This window comes from Prosthecochloris sp., from assembly GCA_015482705.2.
Lineage (GTDB): Bacteria > Bacteroidota > Chlorobiia > Chlorobiales > Chlorobiaceae > Prosthecochloris.
This window is the reverse complement of sequence record JADMLA020000032.1, coordinates 24,319-39,658: the sequence shown is the minus strand read 5'-3', so window position 1 is coordinate 39,658 and position 15,340 is coordinate 24,319. Positions and strand designations below refer to the sequence as shown.

General features: G+C 48.2%; 11 protein-coding genes and 2 tRNA genes. 6 read left to right on the top strand and 7 right to left on the bottom strand.

The window, feature by feature from the left end; genetic code table 11:
- From QZ209_RS07840 to QZ209_RS07830, 3 genes are all read right to left on the bottom strand, one after another.
- On the bottom strand, positions 1-695 hold a 695-nt coding region (locus QZ209_RS07840), incomplete at its 3' end, for a PDDEXK nuclease domain-containing protein (protein ID WP_294346693.1).
- A complete protein-coding gene (locus QZ209_RS07835) occupies positions 692-2,242 on the bottom strand; it encodes a type I restriction-modification system subunit M (protein WP_294346691.1) in 1,551 nt (516 codons plus the stop codon). The genes QZ209_RS07840 and QZ209_RS07835, both read right to left, overlap by 4 nt.
- A gap of 1,316 nt (positions 2,243-3,558) precedes the next feature.
- Positions 3,559-3,645, bottom strand: a tRNA-Ser gene (locus QZ209_RS07830).
- Between the two features lie 416 nt (positions 3,646-4,061).
- On the opposite strand from QZ209_RS07830, the gene QZ209_RS07825 reads away from it, so the two are divergent.
- A complete protein-coding gene (locus QZ209_RS07825) occupies positions 4,062-4,496 on the top strand; it encodes an NfeD family protein (RefSeq protein ID WP_294346689.1) in 435 nt (144 codons plus the stop codon).
- 19 nt (positions 4,497-4,515) lie between these two features.
- The gene (locus QZ209_RS07820) at positions 4,516-5,493 is read left to right on the top strand and encodes an SPFH domain-containing protein (RefSeq protein WP_294346687.1); all 978 of its coding nucleotides are present in this window, start codon (positions 4,516-4,518) and stop codon (positions 5,491-5,493) included.
- A 199-nt stretch (positions 5,494-5,692) separates the two neighbouring features.
- Here the strand turns inward: QZ209_RS07820 and QZ209_RS07815 are convergent.
- Positions 5,693-5,765, bottom strand: a tRNA-Gly gene (locus tag QZ209_RS07815).
- A 74-nt stretch (positions 5,766-5,839) separates the two neighbouring features.
- Positions 5,840-7,042, bottom strand: a complete 1,203-nt coding sequence (gene trpB, locus QZ209_RS07810; RefSeq protein ID WP_294346685.1) for a tryptophan synthase subunit beta — start codon at positions 7,040-7,042, stop codon at positions 5,840-5,842.
- A gap of 307 nt (positions 7,043-7,349) precedes the next feature.
- Here trpB and QZ209_RS07805 point away from each other — a divergent pair, with 307 nt between their 5' ends.
- Positions 7,350-9,983 (top strand): putative LPS assembly protein LptD, encoded by a 2,634-nt coding sequence (locus tag QZ209_RS07805; RefSeq protein WP_294346683.1) that lies wholly within the window; start codon positions 7,350-7,352, stop codon positions 9,981-9,983.
- A 61-nt stretch (positions 9,984-10,044) separates the two neighbouring features.
- Here the strand turns inward: QZ209_RS07805 and QZ209_RS07800 are convergent, their stop codons facing one another.
- Positions 10,045-10,917, bottom strand: a complete 873-nt coding sequence (locus tag QZ209_RS07800; protein WP_294346680.1) for an alpha/beta fold hydrolase — start codon at positions 10,915-10,917, stop codon at positions 10,045-10,047.
- Positions 10,918-11,054: 137 nt separating this feature from the next.
- Between QZ209_RS07800 and QZ209_RS07795 the strand changes: the two genes are divergently transcribed.
- Both QZ209_RS07795 and uvrA read left to right on the top strand, forming a co-directional pair.
- Positions 11,055-11,453, top strand: coding sequence for an Rrf2 family transcriptional regulator (locus tag QZ209_RS07795; RefSeq protein WP_294346678.1), 399 nt, complete (start codon positions 11,055-11,057; stop codon positions 11,451-11,453).
- A gap of 149 nt (positions 11,454-11,602) precedes the next feature.
- Positions 11,603-14,449 carry an excinuclease ABC subunit UvrA gene (uvrA, locus tag QZ209_RS07790; protein WP_294346676.1) on the top strand — a complete coding sequence of 949 codons (2,847 nt, stop codon included), beginning with the start codon at positions 11,603-11,605 and terminating at the stop codon, positions 14,447-14,449.
- 67 nt (positions 14,450-14,516) lie between these two features.
- On the opposite strand, the gene QZ209_RS07785 is transcribed toward uvrA, so the two are convergent.
- The gene (locus QZ209_RS07785; protein ID WP_294346673.1) at positions 14,517-14,813 is read right to left on the bottom strand and encodes a hypothetical protein; all 297 of its coding nucleotides are present in this window, start codon (positions 14,811-14,813) and stop codon (positions 14,517-14,519) included.
- A 230-nt stretch (positions 14,814-15,043) separates the two neighbouring features.
- Here QZ209_RS07785 and groES point away from each other — a divergent pair, with 230 nt between their 5' ends.
- Positions 15,044-15,331: a co-chaperone GroES gene (gene groES, locus QZ209_RS07780; RefSeq protein WP_287372828.1), complete on the top strand. Its 288-nt coding sequence runs from the start codon at positions 15,044-15,046 to the stop codon at positions 15,329-15,331.
- Positions 15,332-15,340 lie beyond the last annotated feature (9 nt).

Sequence of the window (15,340 nt, the reverse complement as noted above, 5' to 3'; positions counted from 1 at the left end):
CCGACCTCCAGATGCACCTGTTTACCGACAAAGGCAAATCCGGCTCCCAACTCCAGCAGAAATTCGGTTACGTGCCGAACCAGCGCATGTTCAATCTCCCGCTCCTGCGCCTCGTCGCCCAATCCCAGAAAATCAAACCGATATGGGTCTTTGAGTGATTCACGAGCAAGATCGGATTCAGGTTTGGGCAGGCACTGCTCAAAATTGGTGATGGCATTGCCTTGTCTCTCGAGAAGACGCGTCTCAATCTGCATGACCAGAACATTGCGAGACCAGCCATGTTCAAGTGTCTTTTGTGCATAGGTCAAGCGCTCCTCAGCGTTCTTCAGCTTGGTAATAAGCACCAGATTGTGCCCCCAGGGTAATTGTCCAACAGCCTGTTGGACAATGTGCTCATCCGGCCAGGCCTCGGCAAAAGAGCGCATATACAGCAGGTTGGTACGGGAAAAACCTTTCATCTCAGGGAAGGCGGTACGCAAATCATGGGCGAGTCGCTCAATAACCTTTGCTCCCCAGCCCTGTTTGGCTTGCCGCGCTAAAATATCACGCCCTATTTGCCAGTAAAGAAAAACCAATTCGTGATTGACTGCCAATGTGGCTTTTTGTCGGGCAGTATGAATTCTCTTCTTCAGCTCAGTCAACCAGTCGCCATAGCCCTCAGGAGGTTGCATCAGAGAAACCTGTTTATCACTCATTCCCCGCCTCCCTCGATCTCCGCCACGATGGCATCGATATCGGTACGAAGCCGATCGATGTTTGCCACGGTGGTTTTCAGCTCGTCATTGAGCCGGTCGATGTCGATCACTTCACGAGTATCTCTGGCTTCCACATAGCTGCTGACGGACAGGTTGTAATCATTTTCTACGATCTTTTCGTAATCGATAGACTTTGCAAAGTGCTCGACGTTCTCTTTGCTATCGAAAGCCTGCATGATCCGGGCGATGTGATCACCGGTGAGCACGTTATTGTTGGTCTCTTTTTTAAACAGCTCACTAGCATCGATGAACTGGGTGGAGTTGTCGGTCTTGTGTTTGGAGAGCACCAGAATGTTGACGGCGATGGTGGTGCCGAAAAATAGATTGGGCGCGAGAGAAATGACGGTCTCCACATAGTTGTTATCCACCAGATACTGACGGATTTTCTTTTCGGCTCCGCCACGGTAAAAAATACCGGGGAAAGAGACAATCGCCGCACGTCCTTTGCTGGAGAGGTAACTCAAGGCATGGAGAACAAAGGCAAAATCGGCTTTGGATTTAGGGGCGAGCACACCGGCGGGGGCAAAGCGTTCATCGTTAATCAGCGTCGGATCGTCTCTGCCTTTCCACTTCACCGAATACGGCGGATTGGAGACAATGGCGTCAAAAGGTTTTTCGTCATCAAAGTGTGGATTTTCCAACGTGTTGCCCAGCTGGATGTTGAACTTGTCGTAATTGATGTTGTGCAGAAACATGTTCATCCGCGCAAGGTTGTAGGTGGTATGGTTGATTTCCTGGCCGAAAAAACCCTCTTCAATGATATGGGCGTCAAAGTGCTTTTTAGCCTGCAGCAACAGAGAGCCGGAACCGGCGGCGGGATCGTAGATTTTATTGACGCTGGTTTGCTTGTGCATGGCAAGCTGGGCGATCAGCATGGATACGTGCTGAGGGGTGAAAAACTCTCCACCGGATTTACCGGCATTGGCGGCATAGTTTGAGATGAGATACTCGTAGGCATCGCCAAACAGGTCTATCTGACTACCGTGAAAATCGCCAAAGTTCAGACCTGCCACTCCTTTGAGTACAGCGGCCAGACGCTTGTTCTTGTCGGCAACGGTGTTGCCGAGGCGATTGCTGGTGGTATCAAAATCAGCAAACAGGCCTTTTATATCCATTTCCGACGGGAAGCCGTTGGCTGAGTTTTCAATGGCGGCAAAAATGGTGGCCAGGTCGGTGTTCAGGCTGTCGTTGGTGTTGGCGCCTGCCGCGATGTTCGCGAAGAGCTGGCTGGGGTAAATGAAGTAGCCCTTGGTTTTGATGGCATCGTCTTTGATTTCCGGGAAAATCACATCATCGTCAAGCTTGGCATAATCGATGCTCTCATCACCGGCTTCGATGTAGCTGGCAAAGTTTTCACTGATAAAGCGGTAAAACAGGGTACCGAGAACATACTGTTTAAAATCCCACCCATCCACGGCACCCCGCACATCATTGGCGATCTGCCAGATCTGGCGCTGGAGTGCCGCGCGTTGTTCTTTACTTGTCATCTATAAATTTGTTTCTGTTTTTCGCAGTTGTTCTCATCATTTTGTTTGCGGCCTGCCCTGCGCAGCTAGTCCCCACCTATGCAGTTATCTGTTCATTTTTAAACTTTTGCAGGCGTCCCATTTGAGAAGGGCCTTCCGTACTTATCAATCCCCTTGTAAACGGAGTCATTACTCGGTTAGATTATAATACAATCACATAAGTTTAAATGTAACAAGAACCTATCGCACACACCAAGCAGATCATCAATAAAGCTCACCAGCCGTTGCAATCAGCCGGAGCTACTCAAGACTCGCGTTGGGTCTGTTCGGCAATATCATTAGGCAATATCATTAAGCACCATTCGTTGTTCACGAAGCAGCTTGTTCATCATTTCGAACACCTCGCGCTGCCCCTTCCACTCATCACCCTTATCAGCGTTTTTGCTGCGATTGCCTTTCCGGTTTCGGTTTTGGGGCCTGTGGACTGCACACCTATGGTTCCCACTTCCTTATCATTTCTGCTTGACAGGCGTGTCTCTCCGTTGTAAATGCGGACGAATGGAAACAAAAAAAAGCCCCAGTGTTTTGCTGAGGCTTTTCTTTCTGCGGAGAGGGAGGGATTGACTCGAAGCTGCCGCTTCTCGCCCCTACGGGGTTGACCAAAAGGTCAATCCCGGCAGGTGAACTGCCGGTCGAACCCTCTTGTTCGGGTTCTCATCCCTCCCAAAAGCCAAAAAGCAACCTCCCCTTGATGGGAAGATTGCTTTTTTACAGCGGAGAGGGAGGGATTGATTCAATGCTTCGCATTTCACCCCGACATGGTCGGGGCAGCAACGCTATCGCGTGCTGTCTCAATGGCTCTGCCATTGTTCGAACCCTCTGTCGGGTTCTCATCCCTCCCCGTTATAAATGCGGACGAATGGAAACAAAAAAAGCCCCAGTGTTTTGCTGAGGCTTTTCTTTCTGCGGAGAGGGAGGGATTGATTCAATGCTTCGCATTTCACCCCGACATGGTCGGGGCAGCAACGCTATTGCGTGCTGTCTCAATGGCTCTGCCATTGTTCGAACCCTCTTGTTCGGGTTCTCATCCCTCCCAAAAGCCAAAAAGCAACCCTCCCTTTTGGGAAGATTGCTTTTTTTCGGCGGAGAGGGAGGGGTTGATTCAATGCTTCGCATTTCACCCCGACAAGGTCGGGGCAGCAACGCTATTGCGTGCTGTCTCAATGGCTCTGCCATTGTTCGAACCCTCTTGTTCGGGTTCTCATCCCTCCCCGTTGTAAATGCGGACGAATGGAAACAAAAAAAGCCCCAGTGTTTTGCTGAGGCTTTTCTTTATGCGGAGAGGGAGGGATTCGAACCCTCGGTACGAATTAACGCACAACGGTTTTCGAGACCGCCCGATTCAACCACTCTCGCACCTCTCCGTTTTGTGCAACGACGCAGGCGTTTGTTGCCTCTATCCTTTAGGGATAGGAGGGGAATATAAAAAGCCCGATCCTTTTCCTCAAAATCTGTTTTATACAATCTTCGCCGATACCCCTTATGCAAGGGTTGCATGATGACAACAGTCATGAAAATCTGGGTGTATAGGGTGCTCGATTATTCCGGATAGATACGGATGGAATGGCGTTTGATTTTCTTTTTGTGATTACAGTGATTTTACGTACTCTTAGTAAACGTTATCGGGGGTTCTCGGTCGTAAGAGGTTTCCTTCAAAACAAATATTCCCTTGACATATTTTACTTTTCAATCCTGAAAAGTGCTGCCTTTGCCGATAGTCGATACTTTTGGCTGTGTGGCATAACAAGGTTGAATCATCAATACTCTGAATGACATTCTTATGGAGGCTTGGTATTACTGGATCATAGCGGGGGTGATTTTATGGATTGTCGAGATATTCAGTTACCCGTTTTTCATCATTGGGATTTTCGGTACGTCCTCACTGGTTGCCGGTCTGGTCGCTTTTGCAGGTTTTGGTTTCAAAGCGCAGCTGATCGCTTTCTGTGTCGGCAGTTTGGTTGTCGCGTTTGGAGTAAGGCCTTTTTTTAACGGTTTCAAGGCTCGCAGGGTGGTGAAAACGAATGTTGACGCATTGCTCGATCGTGCTTGTGTGGTTGTCGAAGAGATCGATGCGAATAAAGAATCGGGAAGGGTGAAGATCGGTGGAGAAACGTGGAAGGCGGTGGCGGTGAACGGCCGGATTGTTCCTGCAGGGGAGCGGGTTGTTGTAAAAGAGGTAAAGGGTTGTACGCTTTTTGTAGAAGTCAAATCATAATCTCATCAAAGGAGAAAATATGTTATCTGTGTTGTTTCTTTTTATTGTCGCTCTTTCCATCGTTTTTTTGGTAAAGGGCTTCAAGATTGTCAAACAGTCCGAAACGATGGTCATCGAAAGGCTGGGTAGCTATCATAGAACGCTTTCTCCCGGCATCAACATTATATGGCCGGTAGTCGACAAACCGAGAACCATCGAATGGAGGTATGTGAAATCGGACCTTTCGGGAGATGTCGTCATCAGGAGGGATAGCATTACCCGTATCGATTTGAGGGAAACGTTGTACGATTTTCCGAAACAGAGCGTTATAACTCGTGACAATGTGGCTATCGAGATAAACGCTCTTTTGTATTTCCAGATCACCGACCCAAAGAGGGCTGTCTATGAAATCGCCAATCTTCCGGACGCTGTCGAGAAATTGACACAAACTACGCTGCGAAATATTATCGGTGAACTCGATCTCGACAATACGCTGACCTCGCGAGACACGATAAACGGAAAGCTGAAAGCGATACTTGACGAGGCTACCGATAAATGGGGGGTGAAAGTGAATCGTGTCGAGCTCCAGGATATCAATCCTCCTCTCGGTGTCAAGGATGCGATGGAAAAGCAAATGAGGGCCGAGCGTGATCGCAGGGCCTCCATTCTCGAGGCGGAAGGTATGAAGCAGGCCAAGATTCTCGAAGCGGAAGGTATCAGGCAGTCCGAGATCAACAAAGCTGAAGGGCTCAAAGAGGCTGTGGCGCTCGAAGCTACCGGTGAAGCGGAAGCGCGAATCAGGGTGGCGAAGGCCGAAGCCGAAGCGGTGTCGATCGTTACCAGTGCCATAAAAGAGTCGGGAGGCAATCCTACTACGTACCTTGTTGCTCTCAAATATATCGACGCGATGAAGGAGATGGTGAGCGGTAAAGATAACAAGGTCGTCTATATGCCTTACGAGGCATCGTCTTTACTCGGGTCCGTCGGCAGTATAAAAGATATGTTCCAGAAGAACTGACGGACAATCTGTTGCTTCTCGGTTGAGAGATAACACCCTGCTGCGGCAGATACCGCAGCAGGGAATGCGCGTAAACTGCTTTTCAAAGACAACGGTGTCTCTCTCATCAGGATAGAAGGAGTTTCCTGTAGAGGTGACGAAGGTGTGGAATCGGTGAAATAAAAAAAGCCCCGGCTTGTGGCCAGGACTTTTTATTTTGAGCGGGAAACGAGACTCGAACTCGCGACCCCAACCTTGGCAAGGTTGTGCTCTACCAACTGAGCTATTCCCGCTTGAGGAGTTGTAATTATAAGGTTTTCAATCTTCTTTTCCAAAGGTTTTTTCGGATTCAATAAAAACAACTTTTTCACTCGAGTTCAATGCTTTTCATGATTGTATCCATGTCCTTATCGCCTCTTCCGGAAAGGTTTACGATCAGGATACTGTCTTCGGGCATCTGTTTCGCTCTCACTGTTGCGTAGTGTATTGCATGAGCCGATTCAAGGGCGCATATGATGCCTTCCGTCGTGGCGAGCAGCTCGAGGGCGTCAAGTGCTTCCGTGTCGGTTGCCGAGGTGTAATCGACAAGTCCCAGTTCCTGCAGATAGCAATGTTCCGGTCCAACCCCGGGGTAATCGAGCCCTGCCGATATTGAATGGGCTTCGGTGACCTGGCCATAATCATCCTGCAGGATTTTCATCATTGCGCCATGGAGAACACCCTTTTTCCCCTTGGTCAGAGAGGCGGCATTGAGTCCTTCCAGGCCTTCACCCGCAGCTTCTACCCCGACCATTTCGATGGCATTGCTTTGATCGAGAAATTCGTAGAACATGCCGATCGCGTTGCTGCCTCCTCCCACACAAGCGGCGATGACATCCGGCAGGCGGCCGGCCTGTTCGAGTATCTGCTGTTTCGTTTCCCGGCCGATGACTGCCTGGAAATCCCTGACCATCATCGGGTAAGGATGCATGCCTACAACCGATCCGATGATGTAGAAGGTTTCTTCCGGATTGTTGATCCAGTCGCGTATAGCTTCACTTGTAGCGTCTTTGAGCGTTTTCGTGCCGCTCTCTACCGGACGAACCTCTGCACCGAGCAGTTTCATTCGTGCAACATTGGGGGCCTGTCGCTGTATATCTTCAGCACCCATATACACGACACAGTCCAGATTGAACAAAGCGCAGACTGTTGCTGTAGCCACACCATGCTGTCCGGCTCCTGTTTCGGCAATGATCCGTTTTTTTTCCATGCGTTTGGCCAACAGCGCCTGGCCAAGTGCGTTATTGATTTTATGTGCTCCGGTATGGCAGAGGTCTTCTCTTTTCAAATAGATTTTTGCACCTCCGATTTTCCGGCTCAGATTTTCTGCATGGTAGAGCGGGGTAGGCCGTCCAACATAGTTTCGAAGAAGCCGGGTATATTCTTCCCAGAATGAAGGGTCTTCTTTCGCCTTGGAGTATTCTTGTTCGAGGTCGGAAGCGTTTTTAAGGAGGGTTTCCGGAATGAATTTTCCGCCGAAAGTGCCGAAATGTCCCGTATTGTCGGGAGCTGTATATGCTGACTTTGTCATTGTACGGTTGATCGATTCTTCTTGCTGTATGCCGGCTTGATTGCCCGATGACTCTTTAGCCGGACTTCGTGATGGAGCTATGATTCTTCGTTGCTGTTCGGATTTGCTGAAATCAGAGAAACGACTTCAGATAGGTTGAGTATAGCTAACTAAAATAATATATATTTAGTCTTTTATTGGCGAACTCCCAGGAAATAATAAACCTTTTTCAGGCAGGAGCACTATCGACGTGTTGCTTTCAAGTAAGTCCACATTGAAGCTTGTTGTATTCGCAGGATTGTTATTGTCATTGTCAATTGTTGCGTGTATGCCGGTCTTCTCGCAGGTCAGGTCCGAGGCAAGTGCTGCCGTCAGTGAAGAAGAGCGCGGTGGGAGTGAGCTCGATACCACGATCGTTTACACCGCTCGTGATTCGCTTGTTTACGATATCACGGAGCGGACGATGGAACTTTGGGGGCAGGCTTCGGTCCGGTACGAGGATATGAAACTCGACGCTCCGAAGATCCTCGTGGATTACAATACTTCGGTTTTCGATGCGTTTGCGGCGAAAGATTCCCTGGGTAAGGTAACGGAGTTTCCCGTCTTCACCGACAGAGAGGGCGCGTTCGAGGCTGAAAGTATGAAGTACAACTATGCTACGAGAAGGGGCAGAACGGTCAATGTGTCCTCCGAAATCGAAGAGGGGTACTATACCGGAGCCAATGTCAAGCGGTTGGAAACCGGAGAGTTGTATATCCGGGACGGTATCTATACTACCTGTCCGAAGGAGGATCCGGATTTCTGGTTTTACGGTAAAGACATGAAGATCATTCCCAATGACAAGGTCATTGCCAGGCCTCTGGTTTTGTATATACGGCCCAAACCGTTTTCCTGGCGTCTGCCTGCAGTTCCCCTCGTTCCCTTGCCTTTCATGTTTCTGCCGATAAAGAGTGAGCGCACGTCGGGTTTTCTTATCCCGAAATTCGGCGACGATGACAGGGGCGTTTATTTTTCGAATCTGGGTTATTTCTGGGCTTTCAATGATTATATGGATCTTCGGGCAGAAGGTGATTTGGCTTTCAACGGCAGCTGGCGGTTGGGTCAGCGTTTTCGTTACAAGAAGAGATATCTTTTTGACGGTTATCTCGAAGGGGAGTATGAGCGTTACATGCTGTCCCACCCAGATGATCCCGACTATGTCGACTACGATAACTGGAATTTCGAACTGGTGCACCATCATCGGTTCGATCCTACTGCAAAGCTTGATCTTAATCTGTATTTTCAGGGGGGGCGTCGCTATTATGATGTCAATTCGATCAATCCTGAATCGATTATCAACGAACAAGCCAATTCGTATGCTTCGTTTTCAAAAACGTTCGATGAAGGAAAGCGCAGTATCGCTGTAGGTTATCAACGTTCGCAGGATCTCACCGATGATGATCTCATTCAGTCGATAAGCGCCTCGTATTTCCAGCAGCGCGTTTATCCTTTCAGGAAGGACGGGACGGCTCAGGATGACTGGCGTTCTCGTTTTTCTCTTACACCCAGCGCATCGGTAAATGCCGAGTACGCCACACTGGATGACCTGGAGTATAGTGATTATGATTTCGATGCCGGTTTACGGATGGCATACAAGCAGGATTTCGGTAAGGGTTTTTCAGCCGATTTTTCTCAAAGGGTTAATCTGGAAACGAGAGTGGACAACAATCCTGTCGATGAGGACCGGTGGGGAACAAAACTTGCATTACCGTTCAGCATCAGCTCGACCATGTTCAAGTACTTCAATGTCAACGGCAGTTTCAATTACCATAACTATTACGTGAACAGTTATGTCGAGCAGTATTATGACGACAGTTTGGAGGAGGTTGTTACAAGAACGATAGACGATCCGTCTTCTTTTTCCACATATTCTCTCGACCTCGATGCCCAGACAAGACTGTATGGAACGTGGTATACTCCCATGCTCGAGGATATGATCGGAGTAAAGGCGTTACGCCACACCATAATTCCAAGCTTGACGTTTTCCTACAGTCCTGATTTTACTGGTGAAAACTATGATTATTACGGTACCTATATCGATTCGTTGAACCAACCGGTACGCTATAACAAATATCAGAATGCGATTTATAGCAATATTTTTGAAGAAAGAAGTGCTGTAGGGATATCGATACAGAATCTACTGCAAGCGAAGATTAAAGGGAGTGTCACTCCCGAAGGCAAGGTCACGGACGACAAGATTCTTCAACTACTATCCCTTTCTGTTTCGACGAGTTACAATTTTGCGGCGGACTCTTTGAGACTTGCGCCGTTGACGTTTTTGGCTACGAGTAACGCCTTGGCTCCGAATTTTCTGTTGCGTGCGGGTGCCACTCATGATATCTACAGCTTCGATCGGGTTACCGGCGAACGTATTGATAAATTGAACGTGAACGATCGGGGTGGATTGTTGCGCTTTGTCCAGGGATTTGTGTATATGAGTCTCAGTATGAAAGGTACAATAGGTGATAACGACAGGGCTAAGAGACGGGGTGCAGATGAATTGGACGGGGACGACGAGCAGATGACTGCCGAGAAGGCAATATACAAGGAGCGTTACGATCGGGATTTCTACAGATATGTCGATAACCGGCTGCCGTGGCAGTTGAGATTGTCACTCTACCTCAATTCAAACAGATACGATCCCCTCGAACCTGCGAATACGACTGTATTGTTGAACACTTCCGCAAATGTCTCTTTGAACAAAACCTGGCACCTCAGTTTGAACACCGGTTATGACATTCAGGAGCATGAGCTTATTTATCCGCAAATCAATCTTTACGGTGATTTCGATTGCTGGGACATGAATTTTCAATGGGTACCGACCGGTGAATACAGGAGCTATTTTTTTCAGATCGGTATAAAAGCTCCGCATTTGCAGGATATCAGGTTCCGCCAAAGCGGAAGGCTCGGGGAGACTTCATGATGCGGGGGTGACGAACGTCAATGAACGGTTGCGGCCTGCTGCAGGGTTTGGTCGTTCTATTTTACAGTTCGTGAGCGAGAATGTATGCCAAACGGGCGTTGAACGTTTCGTGTGCATCATGATGGATGCAATGCGACGCTTCAGGAATGATGTATGCCCCGGCCTGAGGAAGCAGTTGCTGAAATTCCGGGATGATTTTATGCGGCGGCAGGGCGCTGTCTTCGGCTCCCCAGACAAGAAAGGCCTTGTTTCGATAATGACAAGGCTTTGGGAGATGTTCGAGTGTAAAATCATTCGGTCTTCGGGAAGGGGAGAGATAAGACCACACGGCTCCTTTATCCTGAAGGGGTTTTGTGAACTGGTTGATCAGCCGAAAATCGACTTTTTTCTGGTTATAGTAGGTGGGCAGAAGGCTTTGGCTCACACCAATCGGGTTCGCGAACGCTGCGAACATCACTTCACCGATCAGAGGTGATGCAATGAGACCGAAAAATGCTTTCGCCATCGGGTCCATTGTGTCACCGAAAAGCCCTGATGGATTCGCCAAAACGAGTCCTTCGACAATATCCGGATTTTCATGGGCGAAGTAGAGCCCTGACGCCCCTCCCATAGAGTGGCCGACAATAATGACTTCACTGATTCTTTTGTAAGCCAGAAACGCTCGTATCTGCTCGGCAAAGAGTGAAAGCCGGTATCTGACGTTGGGCTTCTCCGATCCGCCGAAGCCCAGGAGATCGATGGCAAGAATATGATATTTCTCTGCAAACAACGGTATGTTCTGGTTCCAATGTTCCAGCATACCGCCGTAACCGTGAACAAACAGCAACGATGGCTTGTTTGCCTTCGGCGGGTTGTATTCCCTGTATCGTATTCGTGCGTTTTTTCCTTTCTCGTATTCCCAGTTGAAAAAAAGGTCTGCAGACAGTGCGTTCATGTTTCAGGTATCCGAGGCAATAAAAAGTTAGTAATTCAATATACCTGATAGAGTCAAAATAAAAAGGCCTATATTCAAAATAATTATTAAATTGGTTAAAAATTGTCCAATTTAATGTGGGTTTTACAACAAGTGCAATGTTAAAAGTTTCGAGAAAATTTGAATACGGGCTTCATGCTGCAGTATATCTTGCCCGTAAGGATCCTGATACGGTTGTTACCGTCAAAGAAATGTCTCTGGAAATAGGTTTTTCTCAGGAATTTATGGCAAAAGCCATGCAGCATTTGAAAAAAGCAGGCCTGGCTGTATCGGTTCAAGGGGTGAAAGGCGGATACCGTCTTGCAAAATCTCCGGATGATATCACCATTTCAGATATCGGCAGGGCAACGGAAGGCCTTCCTCATCTTATGCGATGCTCTGTTGACCGGGGAAAATGTGAAATTGTCGATACATGTCCTCATCGTGATTATATGTTCACGCTTGAAAGAAAGATCGATATGCTCATGGCAGGTACCACTGTATCGGCTCTTCTTTGAGCAGGCCGAGCGTTGCAGATGGCTGAGTTTCTCATGAAAGGACGTTCCGTCGGGAGAATTCGCCGTTGTGTCGTAACTCTTTTTCGGTTAGTTTGTCACCCACTATGCTAATAAGCCGTATGGAGCTGCAAGGTAAGCCAAAGAGTATAATGCAGAAAGAAAAGGTTGTTTCCGGTCAGGATACAGTGCTTCCCGATATCGTCATGCAGGGGGTCTGTACCCATAATCTGAAAAACATATCGGTACGAATTCCCAGAAACAAGTTTGTCGTCATTACCGGTGTGAGCGGATCGGGGAAGTCGAGTCTTGCTTTCGATACACTCTATGCCGAAGGGCATCGCAGATATGTCGAGTCGATGTCGGCTTACATCCGTCAGTTTCTCGAAAGAATGCCCAGACCGGAAATAGCTTCTATAGAAGGTATAGCTCCTGCGATTGCCATTGAGCAGAAAGCCATTCCAAAAAACCCTCGTTCGACCGTTGGAACCGTTTCTGAAATCTATGATTATTTACGCCTGCTTTTTGCGCGAATAGGAAAGATTTATTCGGCGGATACCAATGAGCTTGTGTTGAAGCATACCCCTGAAGATGTCGGATTGCAGGTAGACTTCCTTGAAGAGGGAAGTCGTTTTTTTGTCGGTTTTCCTTTTCCCTGCCATACCGACACGAGTTCACACCGCTGCACGGTACATGAAGAATTGAAAAATCTTTTACAGAAAGGTTTCTTTCGATTGGTATACGACGATGAAATTCTCGATATCAACGATGAAGCGGTCCGTAAGCGGGTTGCTGATATGGACGTGGAAGAAGTTATGCAGGTGATCGTGCTTGTTGACCGTTTCAAGGCTGTTCGTGATGAGAAAACCGGCAGCAGGGTCGCTCAGGCGGCGGAAACGAGTTTCAACGAGTCGAGCGGCAGTGCGTTGCTGAAGGTCGTCGGGGGTAAGATGTTTCGTTTCAGCGATCGTCTCGAGCTGAACGGTGTTGAATATCAAGAGCCGACTCCCCAACTCTTTGCATTCAATTCTCCGCTTGGTGCTTGTCCTGAATGCCAGGGATTCGGCAGGGTTGCCGGTATCGATGAGGACGCGGTTATTCCAAATAAATCACTGAGCCTGGCAGAGGGAGCCATAGCATGCTGGAACTCCGAGAAGTACAGCCGCCACAGGAAGAAACTGCTCGATATCGCCGAGGAGGTCGGTATTCCGGTCGACCGGCCTTACGAAAAGCTTTCTCATGTCCATAAAAACCTTATCTGGAAAGGTATACAGCAGAAGCGGTACAAAGGGATCAGCGGTTTTTTTGCGGAAATCGAAAAAGATGCCGGCTACAAGATGCACCTGCGTGTTTTTCTCAGCCGCTACAGGGGCTATGCGACCTGTACGGTCTGTGAAGGAAGCCGGCTCAAGCCGGAAGCGAGGTGTGTCAGGGTTTCCGGGAAAAATATCGGTGAAATAAGCAAACTGAACATTGCGGAAGCCACTCTTTTTTTCGGGAATCTCGATATATCGCCTTTCGATAGAAAAGTTGCCGGTGCCCTGCTGCTGGAAATTCAGAAGAGATTGCAGTATATGCTCGATGTCGGCCTCGACTATTTGACGCTCGACCGGCTCACGCATACATTGAGCGGAGGAGAGTTTCAGCGGATCAATCTTTCGACCTCTCTCGGTTCGCCGCTGGTCGGAGCGATGTATATTCTCGATGAACCAAGCATCGGGTTGCACCAGAGCGATTCAGCGAGGTTGATCCGGCTGTTGAAACGGTTGCGGGATCTTGGTAACACGGTGGTGGTTGTCGAGCATGATCGGGAGATCATCGAGGCTGCCGACGAAATTATCGACCTTGGTCCGAGAGCCGGAAAAATGGGCGGTGAGGTTGTTTTTCACGGGACTCCGGGAAAGATTTTGAAGAAAGCCGGTTCACTCACAGCCGAATACCTTACAGGCAAAAAAACAATCCCGGTTCCTTTCAAGCGTCGAAACCCTGATTTTTCGAGGTCGATAGAGGTGCATGGTGCTATGCAGAACAATCTGAAAAACATCGATGTACGGTTTCCTCTTGGGATCATGACCTGCGTAACCGGTGTCAGTGGCTCGGGAAAGTCTACCCTTGTCAATGACATTCTCAAGAAAGGAATTACCAGGGTTAAAGAGAGCGGTGGTGAAAAAGTCGGAACGCACCGTTCCATAGAGGGGGCGGAACTGGTGGATGGTGTCGAACATGTCGACCAGTCGCCAATCGGCAAGTCCAGCAGAAGTAATCCGGCAACCTATATGAAAATATTCGATGACATTCGCCAGCTGTTCGCTCAGACCAGGGAAGCTCGATCAAAAGGATGGAAGCCCGGTTATTTTTCTTTCAACATTCCGGGTGGACGCTGTGAAACCTGTGGCGGTGAAGGGATCGTGAAAATAGAAATGCAGTTTCTTGCAGATATAGAAGCGGTTTGTGAAGAGTGTGGCGGGAAACGATACAAGAGCGATACTCTTGAAATCCGCTATAAAGGTCTTACCATTGCAGAGGTGCTCGATCTGACCGTTCAAGAGGCTATCGAGTTTTTTTCCACAGAAAAATCGATACAACGGAAACTTGCCGTTCTCGACGATGTCGGGCTCGGTTATATCCGTCTTGGCCAGTCTTCGAGTACGCTTTCCGGGGGAGAGGCACAACGCTTGAAGCTTTCACATTTTATTGCAAAATCCGATGTCGCTCATACCCTTTTTATTTTTGATGAGCCGACCACAGGTCTGCATTTCGATGATATTCTCAAACTGATCAAATGCTTCGAACGGTTACTCGAACAAGATAACTCCCTATTGATCATCGAGCACAATCCCGATATCATCAAACAGGCGGACTGGATTATCGATCTCGGTCCCGGAGCGGGTGATAAAGGAGGGGAGATTGTTGTTGAAGGAACACCGGAATCGATATGTGAAGATCCCGCATCACTTACCGGAAAACATCTCGTGCCCTGGCTTGAAGATGGAGAATGACGAGAAACAAGTGACGAGGTACAAGAAAATCATTACCGGAGTCTTCATTCGTCACTTGTAACTTTTTTCACTTGTCGAAGTTGTGTTCAGGGGGATCGTCTTCGAGTGCTCCTCCGTGCAGACGTATGTGTGGAAAATGTGAGGCCGAAGTTCTTTCAACCCAAACGTCCTTTCCTTTCTCCGCGAGTTTTTCATTTTCGGCAACCGTCAGTCTGTTTTTTGCAAGGGCAATAATCTCGGCCAGCACTTTCTCTCCTGCCCGATCGAGTTTCGTCGCCGTGTTGTCACTCATTTTCGAGCGAATGCTTTCATATTTCTCTTCTGCAATTTTCCCGATTGTATGATAGAGCGTGTCTTTATCCATAAATACAGTGTCAAGTGGTTCGTAACTTATAATAAAAAAACATTTTCAAGAGCAGTAACGTTCCGAAGGCCGGAAGTGAAAAATATTTTGCGGGAAAGAATTTTTTTTTGATATTTGTTACTGGTTTTAGCACTCAACTCTCATGAGTGCTAAAATCGAATGACTGTACTGTCACCAGTGTTTTTTGGTGAAAGATGTATATCCCATAAACTAAAACATACAAAGGAAAGATGAACTTAAAACCTTTAGCTGACCGAGTAATCGTCAAGCCGGCTCCAGCAGAGGAGAAGACCAAAGGCGGGCTTTACATTCCGGATACCGGAAAAGAAAAACCTCAGTACGGTGAAGTTGTCGCCGTAGGTCCGGGTAAGGTTGCCGATAGCGGTCAGGTCCTTGAAATGCAGGTTGTCGTTGGACAGAAAGTACTGTATGGCAAGTACTCGGGAACAGAAGTTACCGTAGAAGGTGAAGACTACCTCATCATGCGGGAGTCTGACATTTTTGCTATTCTGGACTGATTTTTCAGA

What these genes read in the sequence shown, in the direction of transcription:
- QZ209_RS07835 (WP_294346691.1), bottom strand. Translation starts at nt 2,242, where the DNA reads ATGACAAGTAAAGAACAACGCGCGGCACTCCAGCGCCAGATCTGGCAG.
- QZ209_RS07825 (WP_294346689.1), top strand. Translation starts at nt 4,062, where the DNA reads ATGGAGGCTTGGTATTACTGGATCATAGCGGGGGTGATTTTATGGATT.
- QZ209_RS07820 (WP_294346687.1), top strand. Translation starts at nt 4,516, where the DNA reads ATGTTATCTGTGTTGTTTCTTTTTATTGTCGCTCTTTCCATCGTTTTT.
- trpB (WP_294346685.1), bottom strand. Translation starts at nt 7,042, where the DNA reads ATGACAAAGTCAGCATATACAGCTCCCGACAATACGGGACATTTCGGC.
- QZ209_RS07805 (WP_294346683.1), top strand. Translation starts at nt 7,350, where the DNA reads ATGCCGGTCTTCTCGCAGGTCAGGTCCGAGGCAAGTGCTGCCGTCAGT.
- QZ209_RS07800 (WP_294346680.1), bottom strand. Translation starts at nt 10,917, where the DNA reads ATGAACGCACTGTCTGCAGACCTTTTTTTCAACTGGGAATACGAGAAA.
- QZ209_RS07795 (WP_294346678.1), top strand. Translation starts at nt 11,055, where the DNA reads ATGTTAAAAGTTTCGAGAAAATTTGAATACGGGCTTCATGCTGCAGTA.
- uvrA (WP_294346676.1), top strand. Translation starts at nt 11,603, where the DNA reads ATGCAGAAAGAAAAGGTTGTTTCCGGTCAGGATACAGTGCTTCCCGAT.
- QZ209_RS07785 (WP_294346673.1), bottom strand. Translation starts at nt 14,813, where the DNA reads ATGGATAAAGACACGCTCTATCATACAATCGGGAAAATTGCAGAAGAG.
- groES (WP_287372828.1), top strand. Translation starts at nt 15,044, where the DNA reads ATGAACTTAAAACCTTTAGCTGACCGAGTAATCGTCAAGCCGGCTCCA.